Genomic DNA, 21,384 nt, shown 5'->3' with positions numbered 1-21,384 from the left:
GCGACCGCCTCTAGGGTTCCGGTCATGCGCGGGATCATCCTGGCCGGGGGCACGGGGAGCCGGCTCTTCCCCATCACCCAGGCGGTCAGCAAGCAGCTGATGCCGGTCTACGACAAGCCGATGGTCTACTACCCGCTCTCCACGCTCATGATGGCCGGCGTCCGCGAGGTGCTCGTCATCACGACCCCCGCCGACAGCGGGGCGTTCCAGCACCTGCTGGGCGACGGCTCCCGCCTGGGCATGCGCATCGACTACGCCACGCAGCCGGCACCCGAGGGGCTGGCGCAGGCCTTCGTGATCGGCGCCGACTTCATCGGTGACCAGTCGGTGGCCCTCGTGCTGGGCGACAACATCTTCTACGGCGCGGGCCTGGGCACGGCCCTGTCCCGGCTGCCCGAGCCCGACGGCGGGCACGTGTTCGCCTACCACGTCGCCGATCCCGGGGCCTACGGCGTCGTGGAGTTCGACGACGCCGGGCGGGTGCTCTCCATCGAGGAGAAGCCCGCGGCGCCGAAGAGCTCCTTCGCCGTCCCCGGTCTGTACTTCTACGCCGCCGACGTGGTCGACGTGGCCCGCTCCATCCGCCCCAGCGCGCGCGGCGAGCTGGAGATCACCGCCGTGAACGAGCACTACCTGCGGCAGGGCCGCCTGACGGTGACCGCCCTGGACCGCGGTACGGCCTGGCTGGACACCGGCACGTTCGCCTCGCTGCGCCAGGCCACCGAGTTCGTCTCGGTGGTCGAGGAACGCCAGGGCCTGAAGATCGGGTGCATCGAGGAGGTGGCCTGGCGCAACGGCTGGCTGGACGACGACGGCCTGCGCCGGGCCGCGGCGCCGATGGCCAGGAGCGGCTACGGCGACTACCTCCTCGGGCTGCTGGGCTCGTGAACATCCGCGAGCTCGGCGTGCCCGACGCCTACGTCCTGGACCTCGTGCCGCACGGGGACAGCCGGGGCCGGTTCACCGAGTGGTACCGCGCGGACGTGCTCACCGAGGCACTCGGGTACGGGCTGCCCCTGGCCCAGGCCAACCACTCGGTGTCCGCGCGCGGTGCCCTGCGCGGCGTGCACTTCGCACTCGTGCCCCCCGGCCAGGCCAAGTACGTCTACTGCCCCAGCGGGAAGATCCTGGACGTCGTCGTCGACGTCCGGGCCGGCTCCCCCACGTTCGGGGTCGTCGACGCCGTCGAGCTCGACAGCGAGCGCCCCCGCGCGGTGTACCTGTCCGAGGGCCTGGGCCACGCCTTCGTGTCGCTGGCCGACGACACCTCGGTCACCTACCTGGTCTCGACCGGGTACTCACCGGGCCGGGAGTTCGGGATCGACCCGATGGACCCCGACCTGGGGCTGCCGTGGCCGTCGGACGTGGAGTTCGCGCTCTCGGCGAAGGACCTCGCCGCGCCCACCCTGGCCGAGGCCCTCGAGCAGGGTCTGCTGCCGACCATGGCCCAGTGCACCGCCCGGTACGAGCAGCTGCGGGCTCAGCACGCCCGGTGAGGGCCGGTCAGGCCAGGCCGGTCGCCTCCCCCACGGCGTCGGCCAGGCTGCGGCTGTACAGGGCCGTCATGTGGTTGACGTCCCAGTAGACCTGGGCGCCCCCGATGACGGCGTAGCAGCGGTCCGCGTCGCAGAACCGGTCGGTGAGGTCGACCGACTGCACCCGGTCCCCGGCGAGGCCGACCGCCTCCCGGGCCGGGTCCGCCGGGAAGGCCGTGGCCCGGGGCGTCGCGCAGGCGGCGGGGTCGTCGGCGTGGGCGGCGACGCACTCGGGCATCTGCACGCCACCGGTCCGCGGGATGTCCTGCAGCACGTGGACCGCGGCGCCCAGGTCGGCCCAGGTGTCCCAGATGTCGGCGTACCCCTGCACGCCGGCCTCCGGGCCGTCCTCGAACCCGTAGGCGCTCGCGAAGGAGGAGGTGAAGACGTCGTCGGGCTCCGTGGCGGCGATGTACCGGGTGGCCTCCTGCCCCCAGTTCAGGCACGCGCCCGTGTCGATCGGTGATCCGTCGAAGGTGGCGACCCGGGCGTCCGCGGCCGGGCAGCCGCCGAGCAGGATCTCGTCCAGCTCCCAGTTCTCCCGCTCGGCGAGCGCGTGGATGGCACCCCGCCACATCTCCGCGTGGGAGTCGCCCACCAGCACCACCCGCCGGGTCGGCTCCGTCGTCCCCCACCGGCACCGTGCGATCTCGATCGGCCCGGTCCGGTCCACGTCGCAGGCGTCGTCGGAGAACCACGGACGCTCCTCCTCCGGGAGCGTGGTGGAGATCGGCGGGCCGAAGGGAGCGGTGCAGGTCCGAGCCGGGTCCAGTGCACCCGCACCGAAGCACGGATCGCCCTCGGCGGAGGCCACCTGCGCCGCCGCGACCGCCGTCCGCTGGTCCAACCACTGCAGCTGCACGACCGCCAGCCCGGCGACCACGGCCATGGCCGCGGCGGTGACCGCGAACGTCCGCCGGGGTCGCACCGCGACGAACGACCAGCGCTGCCCGCGGTCCTCCACCCACACCTTGGTCGCCCACGCCAGGCCCAGCGCCACCACGAACAGCACGATCTTGTCCGTCCACGCCATCGGTCGGCCCAGCGCGACCGGCACCACCACGATCAGCGGCCAGTGCCAGAGGTACATCGAGTACGAGGTGGAGCCGACGAACTGCACGGGACCCCACCCGGCCACCCGGAGCAGCGGATCCCGCCGACCACCGTCGCCGGCCGCGATCACCGCAGCCGTGCCCAGCACCGGGATCGCCGCCAGCCAGCCCGGGAACGGGCTCGCGGAGCTCAGTGCGACGGCCGCCGCCAGGACGGCCGTGATCCCCGCCCAGCGGAGGACCACCGGCCACCGGGCGTCCCCCGCGGCCGGCGCCGCATGGCGACGTCCCCGGCGCTCGGCGAGACGGGCGGTCACCAGGGCCAGCAGCGCGCCGACACCGAGCTCCCACACCCGGGTGGGGGTGACGAAGTACGCCGCGGCCGGGTCGTCGGCCGTCATCCACACCGAGACGGCGAAGGACACCGCGGTGACGACGGCGATCCCCGGCACCAGCAGCGACCGCGCCGCCCGACCGCGTCGGACGGCCACCGCCACGAGCAGCAGCACGAGCCCCGGCCAGACCAGGTAGAACTGCTCCTCGACCGACAACGACCAGAAGTGCTGCACCGGGGACGCCGCGTCGGTGAGGGCCGAGTAGTCGACCGCCCGGTCGGCGAGCGCCCAGTTCTGCACGTAGAACGCGCTGGCCAGCACCTCGTGGGCCGTCGTCGCCCACCGGCCGTCGGGCAGGAAGACCACCGAGGCCACCACCGTGGACACCAGCACCAGCATCGACGCCGGCAGGAGTCGCCGGGCGCGGCGGGCGTAGAACTGCGGCAGGGAGACCCGACCGGTGCGCTGGACCTCCCGGTCCAGGTGCGAGGTGATGAGGAACCCCGAGATGACGAAGAAGACGTCGACCCCCACGAACCCTCCGTGCAGCCGCAGGGGCCACAGGTGGTAGACCACCACCAGCAGCACCGCCACGGCCCGCAACGCCTGCACCTCGGGCAGGAAACGGCGGGCCGGCGCGAGGGTGGCGACCGGCAGGGTGGACGTGTGCATGGCTCCCCGGGCGAACGTGCGACGGCTCGGACCGACCCGGACCGAGCGGGCTCGACCGATCACACTAGACGTCCGCCCCGCCGGATCCGGGACCTCCGAGACGTACCGGTCCTCCGCGTCGCCCGGCTCAGATGCGCCGGTGGTCCGAGGGAGCCATCCGCGGGCCACGCTTGGGCGGGCGGGTGCCGCCGACCTCGAGCAGCCGGATCACCCGCTGCCGGTGACCCCGCCAGGGCTCCAGCAGCTCCAGCATGCCGGCGTCGTCGGTCTTCCGAGCGGCCAGCGACCAGCCGACCAGGTTCTTCAGGTGGTAGTCGCCGACGCTGACCTGGTCGGGGCAGCCGATGGCCCGCTGGGCCACCTCGGCCGCCGTCCAGACCCCGATGCCGGGGACGGACCGGAGCCGACGGCGGAGGTCCTCGCAGTCGGTGTGGTCGTCGCACTCCAACCGCGACGCCACGCCCGCCACCGCGAGCAGCGCGCGGCGGCGGGCGCCGTCCAGACCGCACCGGTGCCACTCCCAGTCGGTGACCGCCCGGACCCGTTCGGCCGAGGGCACCACCCGCATGCCGGCCGGTGCGGGACCGGGTGCGGGGTCGCCGGCCAGCTGCAGCAGCTGCCGCCAGGTGCGGTGCGCCTCGATGCCGGTGACCTTCTGCTCCAGCACCCCGGGCACGAGGGCGTCCCAGACCCGGCCGGTGCTCCCGATGCGCAGCCAGGGCGACGTGCGGTGCAGCCGCTCGACCAGCGGGTGGTGGTGCGCGGGGAAGCCCTCGGGGCGGTCGTCGGCGCCGAGCCAGCGCGGCACGACGTCCAGCGCCCAGTCGGCGCCGGGACCCCAGGCCTGCGCGTGGACGTCACCGTCGCGGACCGTCAGCCGCACCGTCGCCGCGCCCTCCGGCGTGCTGGTCGTCCGCCACACGGCACCGTCCGCCGCGTGCTGCAGCGTGGGGTCGCCGGTGCCGCGGCGGTGCGGCGACAGGGCCCGGCGCACGTCCAGCGGCCAGTCCGGCCGCCAGGTCCGCTCGCGCGGGAGGACGGTCGCTGCGCTCACGGCTCGAGGGTAGGACGGTCAGGCGTACCGGCCGGGGAACCGCTCCTCGACGACGGCCAGCAGCTGCTTGACCCGCTCGGCCTCGCCGACCGGGCAGACCATCGTCGCGTCGGCGGTGTGCACCACCACGCTGTCCCGCACGCCGACCAGCGCGACCAGGTGGTCGGGGTCGTCGGAGACCACGACGTTGCCGCTGCTGTCGAGGGCGACGACGAGCCCGCGGGTGGCGTTGCCGGCGTCGTCGGTGTCCAGGGTGTGCGCGAGCGCGGGCCAGGACCCGATGTCCAGCCAGTCGACGTCGAGGTCCACCACCAGCACGCGGCCGGGCTCGGCGGCGGCGGGCTCCAGGACGGCGTAGTCGACGCTGATCTTCTGCAGGGTCGGGAAGATCTCCTGCAGGGCCGCCTCGCGGTCCGGCGCGGCGACGATGCGGGCGAGGCCCTCCGCGGACCCGGGGAGGTGGTCGGCGAGCGCGTCGAGCACGGTCTGCGCCCGCCAGACGAACATGCCGGAGTTCCAGAGGTACTCCCCCGAGGCCAGATACTCCTGCGCCGTGGCGAGGTCGGGCTTCTCGCGGAAGGACGCCGCCTCGGCAGCCCCGGCCACCTCGGTGGGGCCGCCCTTCTGCACGTAGCCGAAACCGGTGGCCGGTGACGTCGGCGTGATGCCCAGGGTCACCAGTGCCCGGGGCCGGACGGCGAGGCAGTCGTAGGCGGTGCGCAGGGCGTCCGCGAACCGCTCGACCGGTCGGATGACGTGGTCCGCGGAGACCACGGCGAGCTCGGCGTCGGGGTCGGCGTCGGCCACCAGGGCGGCGGCCAGGCCCACCGCGTTCGCGGTGTCCCGCGCCACGGGCTCCAGGATCAACCGGTCGGCACCGAGCTCGGGCAGGGCGGCGCGGACCAGGTCGCCGTAGCGGGCCGCGGTGCAGACCCAGATCTGCTCGGTGGGCAGCACGGCCCGCAGCCGGGTGAACGCCTCGGCCAGCAGGCTGTGCACGTCGCCGGCCTCGTCGGTGACGACGTCGAGCAGCTGCTTGGGCCGGGCGGACCGGGACAGCGGCCAGAGCCTGGTCCCGGAACCGCCGGCCATGATCACGGCGTGCCTCACGAGTGGTCATCCTGCTGCAGCTCGGCCGCTCCGCGCTGGAAGCGCGCCCCGGCGGCCACCTGACCGCTCACGTAGGAGAGCAGCATGCGGCCGCCCAGGCCGGCCCGGAGCGCCAGCCGCAACGGCGCGTACCGCACCCCGGGGTAGCGCCGGGAGAGGTAGCGCAGCGCGCTGGTGTGGTGCACCCGGGCCATGCGGTGCGGCTGCCGACGGGTGGCGTGCCCGCCCTCGTGCACGACGACGGCCGACGGCGCGTAGACGTTGAGGTACCCGGCGCGGCCCAGCCGCTCGCCGAGGTCGACGTCCTCGAAGTACATGAAGTAGCCCGGGTCGAACCCTCCGACGGCACGGTAGGCCTCGAGGTCGAGCAGGAAGCACGACCCCGACAACCACCCGGCGGTCCGCTCGCGGGGCGCCTCGCGCTCGCGCCGGTAGCGCGCCGTCCACGGGTTGGCCGGCCAGATCCACCCCAGCGCGGCGTGACCGGCGCCGGTCGACAGCGACGGCAGGTCCCGCGCCGAGGGGTACAGCTCGCCGTCGGGCGTGCGGATGGCCGGCCCCACCGCCCCTGCCCGGGGCCAGCGGCGGGCAGCCGCGAGCAGGTCGTCCACCGAGCCGGGGCCGAGCTCGACGTCGGGGTTGGCGACCAGGGCGTAGCGACCGGTGGCGCCCGCGAGGCCTGCGTCCACGGCGGCCCCGTAGCCGACGTTGCCCCCGGTGTGCAGCACGCGGACGTGCGGGTGGGCAGCAGCCGCCCGCTCGGGTGCCCCGTCGGTCGAGCCGTTGTCGGCCAGGACCACGTCGACCGGTCGACCGGTCGCCGTCACCACCGAGGCGAGGAAGCTCTCCAGGCTGGCGCCCGGGGAGTAGGTCACCGCCACGACGCGGAGCGGGTCGGTCTCGGCATCCACCCCCTGACCCTAGAGCCGGGTGGACCGGGCTGTGACAGGGCTGCAACGGTATCGTCGCGAGGCGTGACCTCAGGAAGCCCAGACCTCGTCATCGTCGGCTCCGGCTTCTTCGGCCTCACCGTGGCCGAACGGGTGGCCACGCAGCTGGACAAGCGCGTCCTGGTCATCGACCGGCGCGACCACATCGGCGGGAACGCCTACTCCGAGGCGGAGCCCGAGACCGGCATCGAGGTCCACCGCTACGGCGCCCACCTCTTCCACACCTCGAACGAGCGGGTCTGGGAGTACGTCAACCAGTTCACCGACTTCACCGACTACGTGCACCGGGTCTACTCGATCCACGACGGCAAGACGTACTCCCTGCCCATGAACCTGGCCACGCTGGGCGAGTTCTTCGGCCGCAGCTTCAGCCCCACCGAGGCGCGGGCGCTGGTCGCCGAGCAGGCCGGCGAGATCGACACCGCCGAGGCGGCCAACCTCGAGGAGAAGGCGGTCTCGCTCATCGGTCGCCCGCTCTACGAGGCCTTCATCAAGGGCTACACGAAGAAGCAGTGGCAGACCGACCCGACCGAGCTGCCCGCGGCCGTCATCGCCCGGCTCCCGGTCCGCTACACCTTCGACAACCGGTACTTCAACGACACCCACGAAGGGCTCCCGGTCGACGGCTACACGGCCTGGCTGACGAAGATGGCCGACCACCCGAACATCGAGGTGCGGCTGGAGACGGACTACTTCGACGTCCGCGACTCCCTGCCCGCCGACGTCCCCACCGTGTTCACCGGCCCGATCGACAAGTACTTCGACTACGCGGCCGGCGAGCTGGGCTGGCGCACGCTGGACTTCGAGACCGAGGTCGTGCCGATCGGCGACTTCCAGGGCACGTCGGTGATGAACTACGCCGACGAGGACGTCCCGTACACCCGGATCCACGAGTTCCGGCACTTCCACCCCGAACGCGACTACCCGGCGGACAAGACCGTGGTGGTGCGCGAGTACTCCCGCAACGCCGTCGCCGGCGACGAGCCCTACTACCCGGTGAACACCCCCGAGGACCGCGCCAAGCTGGAGACCTACCGCGAACTGGCGAAGAAGGAGGCCGCCGACAAGCGCGTGCTGTTCGGCGGTCGGCTCGGCACCTACAAGTACCTCGACATGCACATGGCCATCGGATCCGCGCTGAGCATGTTCGACAACCGGATCCGCCCCTACTTCGACCAGGGCACGTCTCTCGACGGCCGCCTGGAGGACTGACCCAGATGACCGACACAGCACCGTCGCCCGTCTCGCCCGAGACCGTGTCCGATCCCGACCCGGCCGACCTCGCCCCCACCCGGGCCCAGCACCAGCTGCAGCGCGTCATCCTCCCCCGGCCCGGCGACCCGCTCAAGGTCCGCTCGCTCTACGTCGACGAGGGCAAGGCCAAGCGGGTGCGGTCCTCCGGCCGCGAGCAGGCGACCGTCGCCGCCGGCAACGAGGTGTCCTTCGCGACCTACTTCAACGCCTTCCCGGCCAGCTACTGGCGCCGGTGGACCGTGCTGGACGCCGTCGTCCTGCAGCTGGAGGTCTCGGGCCCGGGACGGGTCGACGTCTACCGCTCCAAGGCCGACGGCAGCATCATCCACGTCGTCGGGACCACCACCCGGGGCGACCGGCAGACGCTGGAGTTCGAGCTCGACCTGACCCCGTTCGAGGACGGCGGCTGGTACTGGTTCGACGTCACCGCCGACGACCAGCCGGTCTCGGTCCACCGGGCCGGCTGGTGGTCGATGCAGGCACCCGCCCAGGAGGCCAAGCTCAGCATCGGCATCTGCACGTTCAACCGACCCACCGACTGCGTCGCCGCGCTGCAGGCGCTGGCCGGCGACCAGGCCGTGCTCGACCTGATCGACACCGTCGTCGTGGCCGACCAGGGCAACAAGCTGGTCCGCGACGCCCGGCACTTCGCCGAGGTGTCCGAGACCCTCGGCACCCGGCTGCGCCTGGTCGAGCAACCGAACCTGGGTGGCAGCGGCGGCTTCTCCCGGACCATGTACGAGATGCTGCAGACCGCCGCGACGCACCACATCCTCCTCGACGACGACGTCGAGCTCGAGCCCGACAGCATCGCCCGCGCCTTCGCCTTCGCCCGCTTCGCGAAGCGGCCGATGCTGGTCGGCGGCCAGATGCTGACGCTGCAGGACCGCTCGGTCCTGCACACCATGGGTGAGATCGTGGCCCGTGACCGCTTCTTCTGGCGGGCCGCGCCCAACACCGAGTACGCGCACGACTTCGCCAAGAAGTCCCTGCGCAAGTCCCCGGCGCTGCACCGGCGGATCGACGTGGACTACACCGGGTGGTGGATGTGCCTGATCCCCCGCGAGGTCGTCGAGCGGACCGGTCTGGCCCTGCCCCTGTTCATCAAGTGGGACGACGCCGAGTACGGCCTGCGCGCCGGGTCCCACGGCTACCCCACCGCCACGCTCCCCGGCGTCGCGATCTGGCACCTGTCCTGGAGCGACAAGGACGACACCGCGGGCTGGCAGGCCTACTTCCACACCCGCAACCGGCTCGTGGCCGCGGCCCTGCACACCCCGCACAAGCGTGGCGGTCGGTTGCTGCAGGACACCTTCAAGTTCGACCTGAAGTTCTTGATCATGCTCCAGTACGCGACGGCGGCGCTGCACCACCGGGCCTACGACGACTTCCTCGCCGGCCCCGAGCGGCTGTTCCCGATCCTGCCCACGGCGTTGCCCACGGCGCTGGAGCACCAGGGTGACTACCCCGACGGCCAGGTGATCGCCTCCTCCAGCGACCTGCCGCTGCCGTCGATGGGCGCCATCAAGGCCGAGCGCTTCCTCACCCCGCCCACCACCCCGCTGACCATCGGGCGGACCCTGCTGGCGGCACTGGTGCACAACCTCCGCCCGGCGAAGCCGCAGGCCAAGGACGTGCCCGAGATGAACATCGGCGCGCAGGACGCCCGGTGGTTCCTGCTGTCCCGGCTGGACAGCGCGACCGTGGGCACCGCCGACGGTCGCGGCGTCACCTTCCGTCGACGCGAACCGGGCACGTTCCGGGAGATGCTGCGGACCTCGGTCTCGACGCACATCCGGTTGTACCGGGAGTTCCCGGAGCTCAGCGCCCGGTACCGCGAGCACCTGGGTGAACTCACCTCACCCGAGAGCTGGGCACGCGCCTTCGGGATCCCGGCCGACCGGGACTGAGCTCCGCGCGCCGTCCGGCCGGTTCACCGGTCGGACGGCGCGCCTGCTGCCGGTGCCGGGTCCGGCTGGACCTCGCGGCTGCCGTCGGCCCGGTAGGCCATGGGGTGCCCGCGGTCGGACTCGGCCGGGCGCAGACCGATCCTCGCCTCGGCCTCGGCGAGGGCCACCTGGCGCGCCAGGCCCACGATGCGGGTCTCCTGCTCCCGGAAACGGACACCGGTGCTGCCCACCTGGTAGATGAGCACCAGGGCGACGACGTAGAACAGCAGGTCCGACCCGCGGGTGACCCCGACCAGGTCGGCGAGCCACTGGGTGGAGCTCGGGAACATCACGGCCAGCACACCGGCCACCACGGTCAATACCGCGAGGATCTTGCGGCGCGCCTGACCACGCAGCGACGCCCGGGAGCGCAGCGACAGGTAGACCAGCGCGATCAGCGTCGGGATCAGCAGCCACTTGATGATCACGACCGACGCCGCCCTTCGCTGATCCGGTGCGCCAACGTGTCTGCCAGGATGTTGACGCTGTTGAGCAGCGGCTGACCCTTCGCGCGGGAGTAGTCGGTGTAGAGGATGTGGACCGGGTGCTCGACGACCCGCCGGCCGGGGCGGGTGAGGTCCTCCTCCAGCTCGGAGGCGTAGGCCATGCCGGTGTGGCTGAGCCGGATCGAGGCCGCGACGTCGCGGGTGATGAGCCGGAGGCCGTTGTGCGCATCGGTCAGCTTGGTGCCCGCCCGCCGGTTCATCACCTTCGTGGCGCTGCGCAGGATGAGCCGGCGGAAGGGGCTCATCTGCGTCTGGTCGTCGAGGAACCTCGAACCCATGACGACGTCGTAGCCGGTGCGGATCTTCTCGACCATGCCGAGAAGATCGCTCAGCTGGTGCTGGCCGTCGGCGTCGAAGCAGGCGATGTAGCGGGCGTCGGTGAAGCGCAGCGCTGCCTCGTACCCGGTCTGCAGCGCACCCCCGGCCCCCAGGTTGATCGGGTGGGTGACCCGGAAGGCACCGGCGGCGTCGATCTCCTCCGCGGAGTTGTCCGTGCTCGCGTCGTCCACGGCGATGACCTTGAGCCCGGCCGCGATCAGCTCGGCGATGACCCCCCGCACGACGAGGCCCTCGTTGTACACGCGCACGACGACGACCGTGTCGTCCCAGGGCCCCGCCGCCTCCGCCACGCCCCGATCCTCCCGCACCCGGGTGTCCGCATCGGGGTCACCCCCCGGCGAGCGGACCGGCAGGGACGTGGGCGCGGCCTGGGCCGCGGAGCGCGCGCGGATCCGGACGGGCCGGGGCGGGGCGGTGGTGGGGCTCACGGCTGGGTCACCTCGTAGATCGTGGCGTCGGCGTTGCGGAAGACCTCGGTGAGCCCCTGGACCCGTTGCAGGCCGATGAGCCCCGGGGCGCGGCGCACGTTGTCCCGCACGAAGCCCAGCCCCACGACCACGTAGCGGACGTCGGCCTCGCGAACCGCCTCCTGCACGCGCTGGCTGGTGTCCAGGTCGTGCAGGTCGGCGGTGAGGATCGCGGCCGGGGTCCCGGCGGGGGCGCCGTAGAAGGTCCACTCCATGGGCTCGACCCCGGCGAGGGCGTACATCCACACCGAGCCGTCCCACTGGTCGTTCATCACGCGCTGACCGGGCTCGACGTGCTCGCCGAGCCACTCGTAGGCCGCGACCTCGTCGGCGGAGACGGTCGGCCCGTCCCCGTAGTTGATCGACAACCGGTCGACGTTGCGCTGCACGTAGGCGCCGTCGCCGAGCACTGCCACCGCCAGCAGCACGACGAGGCTGCCGGCGGAGGCCATCACCCAGGGGCGCCCGACCCGCAACCGGGCACCCAGCCAGCTGCCCGCGGTGACCACGGTCTCGCCGACGGCGAAGGTGCCCACCAGCGGCAGGAGCGCGGCGAACCGCCACGCATCGTTGTAGAACGGGCCCGACAGCGAGTTCACCAGCGGGCTGTCGATCGACGCCGTCGCGGCGTAGGCGGCGCCGAAGACGGCGAAGGCACCCACCAGCCACACCAGCCGGCGCCGCAGGACCAGCAGGAACAGGCCGACCAGCGCCGTCAGCCCGAGCCACCACTGCGCGTCCAGGGTGACCGGGGAGAAGAGGAGGACCTGGCCGAAGCCCTCGGTGGTCGTGGCGAACTCGGGCCACCGGGCCGCCTGGACACCCCCGCTCTGCACCCGGGCAGGCAGGACGACGGGCAGCAGGAGCACCGCGGCGAGCACGGCCCCCACCAGCATGGGCACCAGGGAGGCCCGCCAGACCACGGGTTCCAGCCTCAGGACGAAGGCGACCAGCAGCGCCACCGCGTACACGAGCACGACGAAGGCGATGCTCGGGTGCATGGCCACCACACCGGTGACGCCCAGCGCGAGCGCCACGACGGCCGGGACCACGGGAGACCGGTCCACCAGCATCCGCGCGACGGCCAGCACCCCCGGCAGCAGTGCCAGACCGGCCACGTACGGCCAGAGCGGTCCGCGGAACAGGGAGTCGTAGGGGAAGGCCGTGAACCAGGTGCTCACCGTGGCCGCCACCGCCACCACGGGCGCCGGCACCCGCCAGCTCATCCCCAGCGCGGCGATGCCCAGCGGCCAGGCCAGCGTGACCAGCAGGGCCCCGGCGTTCAGCGCGTAGGAGGGATCCGAACCCACCTGCACCAGCAGGGCCAGCACCGAGTGGTAGGTGATCGGGTAGAAGTACGGCGTCCCCTCGGCCAGGTTGGCGATGGGGGCGATCGACGCGGGGACCGCCTCGCCGTGCTCGGCGATCCAGCGCACGGCGTTGGCGTGGAACGGGGCGTCGAAGTCCTGCGCGATGGCCGACAGGCCGCGGCTGGCGCGGAGGAACACAGCTGCCCCCACGGCCATGCCCAGGGCCACGCCGCCGCCCACGAGCAGGTGCTCCCAGCGGGCCCGCTGCCGGGGCAGCTCGTCGCCGGCGGTCCCGACGCCCTGGCCCGCCGTCGTCCCGTCCACGGCCGGCCGCCGGCGGCGCACCAGCCAGGCGACAGCGGCGACGACCGCGACGAGCAGGAGGGTCCAGCCGGCGTAGCTCCACAGGTCCCACCGGATGCCCACCGCCCCCAGCGCGGGGCCGCCCACCGCAGCCGCGCCGAACGTGGCCGCCGGCGCCACCCCCGCGAGCCGCCATCCCCGCACCCCTGCGGCCGCGCAGATCAGCGCACCGGGGACGACGACGAGCAGGAGGAGGACGACGATCATGGGATCCCTTGCTAGGCGGTGGTGTGCCGATTCCGGGCGGCACCTCGCCGACGATAGGTCGGTGACGGAACGCAGCCCCGCAGGTGGGCGCATCCGCGAGACGGGTGCGCGCGGTGTGACCGACGAGGCGCAATGGGCCGGCGACCGACCGTGATCGGCACGCCGAGCGACCGCTGGGCGGCCCGTTCGGGCCACGACCTTGCCACGTCCCCGGAGCCACCGCGGGCACTGGGTTACCCTCGCCCGGTCGGCAGCAGGACCCCAGCGGGAGGTACGCGACATCCATGGCGCCACGCATCGAACCCTCCGCCGACGTCGCGACCGACGTGGAGGTCGGTGAGGGCTCGTCGGTGTGGCACCTCGCCCAGGTCCGCGAAGGTGCCCGGCTGGGCCGCGACTGCGTGGTCGGCCGGGGTGCCTACATCGGCACCGGGGTCCGTCTCGGGGACAGCTGCAAGGTGCAGAACTACGCGCTCGTCTACGACCCCGCGGTGCTGGGCGACGGGGTGTTCGTCGGCCCCGCGGCAGTGCTGACCAACGACCAGTACCCCAGGGCGATGAACCCCGACGGCAGCGCCAAGAGCGCGGCCGAGTGGACGGCCGTCGGGGTCACGGTCGACACCGGCGCCTCGATCGGCGCCCGCGCGGTCTGCGTCGCCCCCGTCCGCATCGGCGCCTGGTCGATGGTCGCCGCCGGCGCCGTGGTCACCCGTGACGTGCCGGCGCACGCGTTGGTCGTCGGCGTCCCGGCCCGCCGGATCGGCTGGGTCGGCTACGCCGGTGCCCGGCTGCGGGAGGAGGGTGACCTCCTGGTGTGCCCGGTGACCGGGCAGACCTTCCAGACAGCAGACGACACCATCAGAGAGGTCACCCCGTGACGACACCGCCCATGATCCCCGTGGCCAAGCCGCTGATCGGGGACGACGAGCGCGCTGCGGTGGACCGCGTGCTGCGCTCGGGGATGATGGCCCAGGGCCCCGAGGTGGCCGCCTTCGAGCAGGAGTTCGCCGACGCGCTCGTCCAGGGCCGCGAGTCCGTGGCCGTGAACTCCGGCACCTCGGGCCTGCACCTGGGCCTGCTCGCCGCCGGCATCGGCCCCGGCGACGAGGTCGTCGTCCCCTCCTTCACCTTCGCGGCGACCGCGAACTCGGTGGCCCTCACCGGGGCCACCCCCGTCTTCGCCGACATCGACCCGGTGTCCTTCTGCCTGGACCCCGCCTCGGTCGAGTCCGTGGTGACCGACCGCACCGCGGCGATCATGCCGGTCCACCTGTACGGCCACCCCGCCGACGTGGCCGGCCTGGCGGCGGTGGCCGAGCGCCACGGACTGGCGCTGTTCGAGGACGCCGCCCAGGCGCACGGCGCCGCCCAGGACGGCCGAGCCGTGGGCACCTTCGGCACGTTCGCGATGTTCAGCCTCTACCCGACCAAGAACATGACCTCGGGCGAGGGCGGCATGGTCAGCTGCGACGGCGAGGTGGCCCGCAAGATCCGCCTGCTGCGCAACCAGGGCATGGCCGCGCAGTACCAGAACGAGGTCGTGGGCCTGAACAACCGCATGACCGACATCCACGCCGCGATCGGCCGTGTGCAGCTGGGCCGGCTGCCTGCCTGGACCGCCACCCGGCAGAGCAACGCCGCCTACCTCGACGCCCACCTCGAGGGCGTGGTCACCCCCACGGTCCGCCCCGGCGCGACGCACGTCTACCACCAGTACACGGTGCGGGTGTCCGGCGACCGTGACCGCATGGTCCAGGCGCTGCGCGAGGAGCACGGCGTAGGCAGCGGCGTCTACTACCCGGTGCCCAACCACCGGCTGGCCAGCTTCGCCCTGGACCTGGACCTGCCGGAGACCGAGAAGGCCGCGCGCGAGGTCATCTCCCTGCCCGTGCACCCCTCCCTGTCGGCCGACGACCTCGACCGCGTCGTGCAGGCCGTGAACACCGTCGCCCGGGCCGGTGCGTGATGGCCGACCTCCGCGCGGGCCTCATCGGCCTGGGCTCGATGGGCCGGCACCACGCCCGTCTGCTGCGCCAGCTGGACGGTGTCCAGCTGGTCGCCGTCGTCGACGCCGTCGGCGACTCCTTCGGCGTGGCCGGTGACCTCGCCGTCGGGCGCCAGGTGCAGCACCTGCTGGACGCCGCCATCGACATGGCGGTCGTGGCCGTGCCGACCGCCGAGCACGAACGGGTCGGCCTGGAGCTGGCCGCCGCCGGCGTGCACACGATGATCGAGAAGCCGATCGCCGAGAACGGCACGGCAGGGCTGCGCCTGGCGGAGGCCTTCGAGGCCGCCGGGCTGGTCGGTGCCGTGGGGCACATCGAGCGGTTCAACCCGGCCCTGCAGGAGATGCGCAAGCGCATCGAGGACGGCCAGCTGGGCGAGATCTACCAGATCGCCACCCAGCGGCAGGGCCCCTTCCCGGGCCGCATCGCCGACGTCGGGGTGATCAAGGACCTCGCCTCCCACGACATCGACCTCACGGTGTGGGTCGCGCAGAGCGACTACCGCTCCATCAGCGCCCGCACCGCGCACCGCAGCGGCCGCCAGCACGAGGACATGGTGGCGGCCACCGGTGTGCTGACCAACGGGATCATCACCAACCACCTGGTCAACTGGCTGTCCCCGCTCAAGGTCCGCACCACGACGGTCACCGGCGAGAAGGGCGCTCTGGTCGCGGACACCGCGAGCGCGGACCTGACCTTCTACGCCAACGGGACCTTCCTGACCGAGTGGGAGTCGATCACGTCCTTCCGCGGGGTCACCGAGGGCGACAGCATCCGCTACGCCCTGGCCAAGCGGGAGCCGCTGCTGCTGGAGCACGAGGCCTTCCGGGACGCCATCCTCGGTCTCGACCAGCGGATCGTGACCATGCGCGAGGGCCTGCACACCCTCCAGGTGGCCGAGGCCGCGCTGGAGTCGGCCCGCACCGGCACCACCGTCGACCTCCGCCGGGACTGACGCGCCCCGGACGGCACCCGCGCGGCGGGCGCCGTCCGGGTGGTCTCAGAAGAGCGTGTCGACCGCGTCGGCGATGACCCGGCTGGGCCAGTAGCGGTCCATGGTCCCCGGCGAGCGGTAGCGCTCCGGGTCCGCCAGGAAGGCGCGCAGCCGGTCGGGCTGCAACCGGGTGAGCACCATCGTCTCGCCCTCGCCGGCGAGGATCTCGGTGTGCGCGCGGTGGATCGCCGCCGGGATGCCCAGGTGGCTGGTCTCCTGCTGCAGGCCACCGCTGTCGGTGACCACGAACCGGGCGCCGGCCAGCACCGGCATGAAGTGCACGTAGCTGAGCTTGTCCTCGATCCGGAACCGGTCGCCGAACAGGCCCAGCAGGTCGTACTGGGCCAGCCGCTCCCGCTCCGAGGCGCCGGCGAAGTACACGATCGGGATCCGCGCCGAGTGCTCGGCCAGGATCTCCAACGCCTGCCGGTACAGCGCCTCGTCGCGCACCAGCTCGAAGCGGTGCAGGGTGGCGACCGCGTATTCCGCGGGGAGCTGCACGGCCGGCGGGGCCGGCCGGTCCAACGCGTACCGGACGGCGTCCACCACGGTGTTGGCCCCCGTGGTGACCACCGCTCCGCGACGGCCCCTCAGGTTCTCGGCCTCCACGTCGGTCGGCGCGAAGTGCACGTCCACGACACGCGCGGCCAGCCGGCGGTTGACCTCCTCGGGGAAGGGGTGCCGCAGGTTGTGGCTGCGCATCCCGGCCTCCACGTGGCCGACCCGGGCCCCGAGCAACCGCCCGATCACCGCACCCAGCGGCGCCGTGAAGGTGTCCCCGTGCACGAGGACCACCGGGCGCCGGCCGTCTGCCCGCAGCCGAGCGCGCAGGCGGGCCCGGTTCCGCCAGACGGTGGCGGCCAGGCGGGCACCCCAGCGCGGGACGTCCACGGGCCGGGCCAGGTTGCCCGCGCCGGCCTCGGGCACCAGCCACTCGGTGGGTGCCGGCAGCGACAGGTCGACCAGCGCCTCGCCCAGCTCCTCGACGTGCTGGGCGGTGTACCAGATCTCGCAGGACCTGCCGCGCGAGGTGAGCTCGTGGAAGACCGGGGCCACCTTGATGAGCTCTGCCGTGGTGCCGACGACGAACGCGATCATCGGGTGCCTCTCGCCTGTGACGTCATCCGGGCACAATAGGTGACCGCTGTGGAGCACCCCGGTCACGGTGCGGAGCGGTCCGGTGGCCGAGGACGCACCCGCCGCTCCGCTAACCTCGGTGCCATGGCGACCTCGACGACGTCCGCCCCGGTCACCCCGCCGCCCCCGCTCGAGGCGCTCAGCGTCGTCGTCCCGGTGTTCAACGAGCAGACCTGGATCCGCACGTGCATCGAGGCCCTGGTCGTCTCGGCCGAGCACGCCGCCCTGCCCCTCGACCTGGTGGTCGTCGACGACGGCAGCACCGACGACACCCCGCAGGTGCTGGCCGAGCTGGCTGCGGAGCACGGCTTCACCGTCGTGCACCAACCCAACGCCGGCCGGCTGACCGCCCGGGCGACCGGCGTCGCCCGCACCCGGGAACCCTGGGTCCTGCTGCTCGACAGCCGGGTCATCACGGCCCCCGAGGCGCTCTCGTGGGTGCGCGCCGCCGTCGCCGAGGACTCCCGCCGGGTGGTGTGGTGCGGCCACGTCGACGTCGCCACCGACGGCAACCTGTTCGCGGCCTACTGGTCCGGCCTGGTGAAGATCGGCTGGCGCCGGTACACCTCGGCCCCCCGGCTGGTCTCCTTCGGCGCCGAGGAGTTCGACGCCTACCCCAAGGGCACCGGCTGCCTGCTGCTCCCCCGCGAGGTGCTGGCCGAGGCCGGTGACAGCTTCAGCTCGCTCTACGACGACCCCGACCTCGCCAGCGACGACACCCGGCTGCTGCGCCACATCGCCGGCCGCACGCCGATCTGGCTGACGCCGGACTTCCGCTTCGACTACCACGGCAAGCAGGGCGCCCGCGGCTTCGTGAAGCAGTGCTGGTTCCGCGGCACGACGTTCGTCGACGGCTACCTGGGTCAGCCCGGGCCCGTGCGGCGGGCCCTGCTCGCGGCGCTCGGTGCCGGCGGTGCCCTCGCCGTCCTGGGGGTGCGCCGGCCGGCCCTGGGTGCGGCCGGGCTGGGCGCGGTGACGGTGGCCGTGCCCGCGGTCGTCGCCCGGGTCGGGGGCAGCCGGGACGAGATCACCGCCGGCGCCGTGCTGACGCCGGTCTTCGTGCTGAGCTTCGGCGCCGGTGTGCTGCGCGGCCTGCTGCTGGCGGCCCGCAGCCGCCTGCGCCCGGGGCGTACCCGGTCGGCCGGATGAGCCGCCCGGCCGGGCGGGTGGCCGGGGGACGGTCCGACGTCGCGCGCACCGGGCTGGCCATCGCGGTGGCCAGCGCAGCCGGGTACGGCCTGCTCGCCCTCGTCGGGCGCGGGCTGAGCCCGGCCGACTTCGGGGTCTTCGTCGCCGTGTGGGGCGTCGTGTTCGGGCTGGGCTCCTCGCTGTCGACCATCGAGCAGGAAGCCGCGCGGGACGCCGCCCAGGCCGGGCCGCGCACCGGACCGGCGGCCGCCGCGGTGACCACCGCGGCGGCGCTGGTGGCCGGGGTGGTGGCCGCGCTCACGCTCGTCCCCGCCGTCGGCGAACGGCTCTTCGGGCGCGAGGAGGTCGTCTTCGGCGTGGTCGTGCTCGCGGCCGCCCTGGGGTTCGCCGCGCAGTTCGCCGTCCGCGGGCTGCTGGTCGGGTCCGGGGACGTGCGCGGCTACGGACGCCTCGTGGTCGCCGAGGCCCTGAGCCGGCTGGTCGTCCTGCTCGCCCTCCTGGCGCTGGCCCGGCTGGACCTGCAGACGGCGGTCGTCGCCGTCGGGGTGGGGTCCTTCGCGTGGCTGGCCTGGGCCCGCCGCGCCGGGTCGGTGCTGCCGCGCGGCCGCGTGCCGCGGTCGGACTGGCGGCCGGCGCTGGTCAGGGCGGTCTCGCTGATGGCCGGTGCCGGCCTCATCGCGAGCGTCATCACCGGGTTCCCCACCCTCGTGACCGCCCTCGGCAGCGGGGCACCCGGCGCCGCCGGCGGCGCCGTCTTCGCCGCGCTCACCGTGTCGCGGGTCCCGCTGCTGCTCATCTCGCCGGTGCAGGCCCTCGCCGTCCCCTTCGTGGTGCGCACCCGCGAGCAACCGGGCCGCGAGGGGACGACGGCACTGCGCCGCATGCTGGTGCTCGGCACGCTCGCGACGCTGGCGCTGGGTGCGGTCGGTGCGCTGCTCGGCGGTCTGCTCGGCCCGTGGGCGGTGCGGCTGGTCTACGGCCCGGACTACGACGTCCCGTCCGGTGCCATGGCCCTGCTCGTGCTGTCGGCCTGCCTGCTGGCCTGGACCCAGCTGCTGTCGGCCACCCTGATCGCGCTGTCGGCCCATCGCCGCATGATCGCGGTGTGGGCCGTGGCCGTCGGCGCCACCGTCGGCTGGTTGCTGCTGAGCCCGCTGGACGTCGTGGCCACCACCGCCGTGGGTGCGATGGTGGGACCGGTGGCGGCACTTGCCTGCGCCCTCCCGGCGGTGCACCGACTGGCTGCCACGTCGCCCGTCGGGTCCGCGGACGGGTCGGCGCCGCCCGCCGGCACCTGACCGCGGGCCCGCTGGGGCGGGTGGGGCGGAGGAGGCCTCGCGGCCCGCGTGTCATCCGGGACCGGGCGCACAAAGTGCCGTGCTGCGCAGGTGGTCTTGTCGTCGCTGCACCTGTGACGGGACGTTCACGATCCCTAGAGTTGTGCGCGACCGGTCGACCCCGATCGCCGCGTCCCACCTGCGGGTGATCGGCGTGGATCGGGACCGCGACCGGGGAGTCGCCCGGCACCACCGGATGCCTGGTCTCGGTGGTCGAGCCAGGCGCGGCGCCCCGCCATCCCTGCGTACCGAGAAGCGAGCCCCCTGTGCCCCGATCCCCTCGCCGGCCCTCCGTCCGTCCGGTGGTGCTGCTCCTGCTCGGAGCGGTGGCCGTGGCAGCCGCGGCCTTCCTGGTCGTCACCCACCTCACGGGGGGCGGCACCTCCTCGGTCGACGCAGCCGCCACCACCCCCACGCCCTACGCCTCCTACAGCATCGGGCCGGAGCCCACGACCGTGGCGACGGACCCGCCTGCCGCCGGCCTCCCCGTCGACCCGGCGTCGAGCGAGGACGCCGGGACGGGGCAACCGGAGGTGCAGGTCGTCCTGACCTACGCGCAGTTCCAGTCCGACACCGGGACGGTCCAGGCCAACGGTTTCGTCTCGGGGGTCATCCAGGACGGCGGCACCTGCACCCTGACGCTGCGGCGGGAGGGCCAGGACGACGTCGTCGTGACCACGGTGGCCTCGGCGGACGCCACGACGACCTCGTGCGGGCTCCTGGAGACGGGCACCGGTCTGGCCTCGGGGACCTGGGACGTCGAGCTGGCCTACAGCTCCGACACCGCCAGCGGGTCCTCCGCCGTCGACGAGGTCGTGGTCCCGTGACGCGCATCCAGGAGGCGGGGCGGCACGTCGTCCACGCCCTGACCCTGCTCTGCGTCGTCGCCGGCCTGCTGGGCGCCGTGCCCACCTCGGACCAGACCGCGCCGGAGCTCGAGCTGGCGGCCGACGTCTCCCAGTTCGACCCGGGCAACATCATCAGCGACGGCATGTTCTTCGACGCCAACGCCCTCACCGCCCAGCAGGTCCAGGACTTCATCGCCGCCAAGGGACGCAGCTGCGTCGCCTCCAGCGCCGGCATCCCCTGCCTCAAGGACTACCGCGAGAACACCACCACCCGCGCCCCCGACGGCATCTGCACCGGCAGCTACACCGGCGCCACCGGCGAGACCCCCGGCATGATCATCTGGAAGGTCGGCCAGGCCTGCGGCATCAGCCCCAAGGTCCTGCTCGTGCTCCTCCAGAAGGAACAAGCACTCGTCACCGCCAGCGGCTCGAGCCTCACCGCCCGCCGCTACCAGATCGCCGCCGGCATGGGCTGCCCCGACACCGCCGCCTGCGACACCCAGTACTACGGGTTCTACAACCAGGTCTACTCCGCAGCCCGCCAGTACCAGCGCTACGCCACCTACCCCCGCAACTACTCCTACCGCGCCGGCCAGACCAACACCATCCAGTGGTCCCCCACCGCCAGCTGCGGCACCAGCCAGGTCTACATCGCCAACCAGGCCACCGCCGGCCTCTACAACTACACCCCCTACCGACCCAACGCCGCCGCCCTCGGCGCCGGCTACGGCAACGGCGACACCTGCTCCGCCTACGGCAACCGCAACTTCTGGCTCTACTTCACCGACTGGTTCGGCAGCACCCAGTCCC

Annotated in this window: 19 protein-coding genes; 11 read left to right on the top strand and 8 right to left on the bottom strand. The window is 73.3% G+C overall.

Features of this window, described 5'->3' with window-relative positions:
- Positions 1–24: 24 nt before the first annotated feature.
- A complete protein-coding gene (gene rfbA, locus BLS67_RS06885; protein ID WP_091242093.1) occupies positions 25–888 on the top strand; it encodes a glucose-1-phosphate thymidylyltransferase RfbA in 864 nt (287 codons plus the stop codon).
- Positions 885–1,496, top strand: coding sequence for a dTDP-4-dehydrorhamnose 3,5-epimerase family protein (locus BLS67_RS06880; RefSeq protein WP_091242090.1), 612 nt, complete (start codon positions 885–887; stop codon positions 1,494–1,496). Before rfbA ends, BLS67_RS06880 begins: the two co-directional genes overlap by 4 nt.
- A gap of 7 nt (positions 1,497–1,503) precedes the next feature.
- Here BLS67_RS06880 and BLS67_RS06875 read toward each other — a convergent pair whose 3' ends face one another.
- The 4 genes from BLS67_RS06875 to BLS67_RS06860 all read right to left on the bottom strand — a co-directional run bounded on the left by BLS67_RS06875 (position 1,504) and on the right by BLS67_RS06860 (position 6,669).
- Entirely contained in the window at positions 1,504–3,594 is a 2,091-nt protein-coding gene (locus BLS67_RS06875) for an acyltransferase family protein (protein WP_131801689.1), read from the bottom strand.
- 127 nt (positions 3,595–3,721) lie between these two features.
- Positions 3,722–4,648, bottom strand: a complete 927-nt coding sequence (locus BLS67_RS06870) for a DNA-3-methyladenine glycosylase family protein (RefSeq protein ID WP_091242085.1) — start codon at positions 4,646–4,648, stop codon at positions 3,722–3,724.
- Positions 4,649–4,666: 18 nt separating this feature from the next.
- Positions 4,667–5,758 (bottom strand): mannose-1-phosphate guanylyltransferase, encoded by a 1,092-nt coding sequence (locus tag BLS67_RS06865; protein ID WP_091242080.1) that lies wholly within the window; start codon positions 5,756–5,758, stop codon positions 4,667–4,669.
- On the bottom strand, positions 5,755–6,669 hold the full coding sequence (locus tag BLS67_RS06860) for a glycosyltransferase family 2 protein (protein ID WP_091242077.1): 915 nt from the start codon (positions 6,667–6,669) through the stop codon (positions 5,755–5,757). The genes BLS67_RS06865 and BLS67_RS06860 overlap by 4 nt, the downstream gene beginning before the upstream one ends.
- 63 nt (positions 6,670–6,732) lie before the next feature.
- On the opposite strand from BLS67_RS06860, the gene glf reads away from it, so the two are divergent.
- Positions 6,733–7,920, top strand: a complete 1,188-nt coding sequence (gene glf / locus BLS67_RS06855; protein WP_091242074.1) for a UDP-galactopyranose mutase — start codon at positions 6,733–6,735, stop codon at positions 7,918–7,920.
- A gap of 5 nt (positions 7,921–7,925) precedes the next feature.
- Positions 7,926–9,872 (top strand): glycosyltransferase, encoded by a 1,947-nt coding sequence (locus BLS67_RS06850; protein WP_091242071.1) that lies wholly within the window; start codon positions 7,926–7,928, stop codon positions 9,870–9,872.
- Between the two features lie 23 nt (positions 9,873–9,895).
- Here the strand turns inward: BLS67_RS06850 and BLS67_RS06845 are convergent, their stop codons facing one another.
- From BLS67_RS06845 to BLS67_RS23185, 3 genes are read right to left on the bottom strand one after another with little or no spacing between them, the layout of a single operon-like run.
- Positions 9,896–10,339 carry a DUF2304 domain-containing protein gene (locus tag BLS67_RS06845; protein ID WP_091242069.1) on the bottom strand — a complete coding sequence of 148 codons (444 nt, stop codon included), beginning with the start codon at positions 10,337–10,339 and terminating at the stop codon, positions 9,896–9,898.
- Positions 10,336–11,184, bottom strand: coding sequence for a glycosyltransferase family 2 protein (locus tag BLS67_RS23190; protein WP_207500388.1), 849 nt, complete (start codon positions 11,182–11,184; stop codon positions 10,336–10,338). The genes BLS67_RS06845 and BLS67_RS23190 overlap by 4 nt, the downstream gene beginning before the upstream one ends.
- Entirely contained in the window at positions 11,181–13,103 is a 1,923-nt protein-coding gene (locus tag BLS67_RS23185) for a DUF6541 family protein (protein ID WP_109504726.1), read from the bottom strand. The genes BLS67_RS23190 and BLS67_RS23185 overlap by 4 nt, the downstream gene beginning before the upstream one ends.
- Before the next feature lie 284 nt (positions 13,104–13,387).
- Here BLS67_RS23185 and BLS67_RS06835 point away from each other — a divergent pair, with 284 nt between their 5' ends.
- From BLS67_RS06835 to BLS67_RS06825, 3 genes are read left to right on the top strand one after another with little or no spacing between them, the layout of a single operon-like run.
- Positions 13,388–13,981, top strand: a complete 594-nt coding sequence (locus BLS67_RS06835; protein ID WP_091242064.1) for an acyltransferase — start codon at positions 13,388–13,390, stop codon at positions 13,979–13,981.
- On the top strand, positions 13,978–15,069 hold the full coding sequence (locus BLS67_RS06830; protein ID WP_242653872.1) for a DegT/DnrJ/EryC1/StrS family aminotransferase: 1,092 nt from the start codon (positions 13,978–13,980) through the stop codon (positions 15,067–15,069). The genes BLS67_RS06835 and BLS67_RS06830 overlap by 4 nt, the downstream gene beginning before the upstream one ends.
- Positions 15,069–16,064, top strand: a complete 996-nt coding sequence (locus BLS67_RS06825; protein ID WP_091242999.1) for a Gfo/Idh/MocA family protein — start codon at positions 15,069–15,071, stop codon at positions 16,062–16,064. Before BLS67_RS06830 ends, BLS67_RS06825 begins: the two co-directional genes overlap by 1 nt.
- Positions 16,065–16,109: 45 nt before the next feature.
- On the opposite strand, the gene BLS67_RS06820 is transcribed toward BLS67_RS06825, so the two are convergent.
- Entirely contained in the window at positions 16,110–17,201 is a 1,092-nt protein-coding gene (locus tag BLS67_RS06820; protein ID WP_091242058.1) for a UDP-N-acetylglucosamine 2-epimerase, read from the bottom strand.
- A gap of 123 nt (positions 17,202–17,324) precedes the next feature.
- Here BLS67_RS06820 and BLS67_RS06815 point away from each other — a divergent pair, with 123 nt between their 5' ends.
- The 4 genes from BLS67_RS06815 to BLS67_RS06800 all read left to right on the top strand — a co-directional run.
- On the top strand, positions 17,325–18,389 hold the full coding sequence (locus BLS67_RS06815) for a glycosyltransferase family 2 protein (protein WP_091242055.1): 1,065 nt from the start codon (positions 17,325–17,327) through the stop codon (positions 18,387–18,389).
- Positions 18,386–19,687, top strand: a complete 1,302-nt coding sequence (locus tag BLS67_RS06810) for a hypothetical protein (protein WP_131801688.1) — start codon at positions 18,386–18,388, stop codon at positions 19,685–19,687. The genes BLS67_RS06815 and BLS67_RS06810 overlap by 4 nt, the downstream gene beginning before the upstream one ends.
- A gap of 341 nt (positions 19,688–20,028) precedes the next feature.
- Positions 20,029–20,553, top strand: coding sequence for a hypothetical protein (locus tag BLS67_RS06805; protein WP_091242048.1), 525 nt, complete (start codon positions 20,029–20,031; stop codon positions 20,551–20,553).
- The coding region (locus BLS67_RS06800; protein WP_207500386.1) for a hypothetical protein at positions 20,550–21,384 on the top strand (835 nt) is incomplete at its 3' end. The genes BLS67_RS06805 and BLS67_RS06800, both read left to right, overlap by 4 nt.

This window comes from Klenkia soli (assembly GCF_900103975.1).
In the GTDB taxonomy this organism is placed as follows: Bacteria; Actinomycetota; Actinomycetes; order Mycobacteriales; family Geodermatophilaceae; genus Klenkia; species Klenkia soli.
Note: the sequence above shows the minus strand (reverse complement) of the source record. Positions and strands in the feature narration are given on the sequence as shown.

Coding starts and splice junctions, on each gene's coding strand:
- BLS67_RS06835 (WP_091242064.1), top strand. CDS start 13,388: ATGGCGCCACGCATCGAACCCTCCGCCGACGTCGCGACCGACGTGGAG.
- BLS67_RS06875 (WP_131801689.1), bottom strand. CDS start 3,594: ATGCACACGTCCACCCTGCCGGTCGCCACCCTCGCGCCGGCCCGCCGT.
- BLS67_RS23185 (WP_109504726.1), bottom strand. CDS start 13,103: ATGATCGTCGTCCTCCTCCTGCTCGTCGTCGTCCCCGGTGCGCTGATC.
- BLS67_RS06815 (WP_091242055.1), top strand. CDS start 17,325: ATGGCGACCTCGACGACGTCCGCCCCGGTCACCCCGCCGCCCCCGCTC.
- BLS67_RS06810 (WP_131801688.1), top strand. CDS start 18,386: ATGAGCCGCCCGGCCGGGCGGGTGGCCGGGGGACGGTCCGACGTCGCG.
- rfbA (WP_091242093.1), top strand. CDS start 25: ATGCGCGGGATCATCCTGGCCGGGGGCACGGGGAGCCGGCTCTTCCCC.
- BLS67_RS06820 (WP_091242058.1), bottom strand. CDS start 17,201: ATGATCGCGTTCGTCGTCGGCACCACGGCAGAGCTCATCAAGGTGGCC.
- BLS67_RS06850 (WP_091242071.1), top strand. CDS start 7,926: ATGACCGACACAGCACCGTCGCCCGTCTCGCCCGAGACCGTGTCCGAT.
- BLS67_RS06825 (WP_091242999.1), top strand. CDS start 15,069: ATGGCCGACCTCCGCGCGGGCCTCATCGGCCTGGGCTCGATGGGCCGG.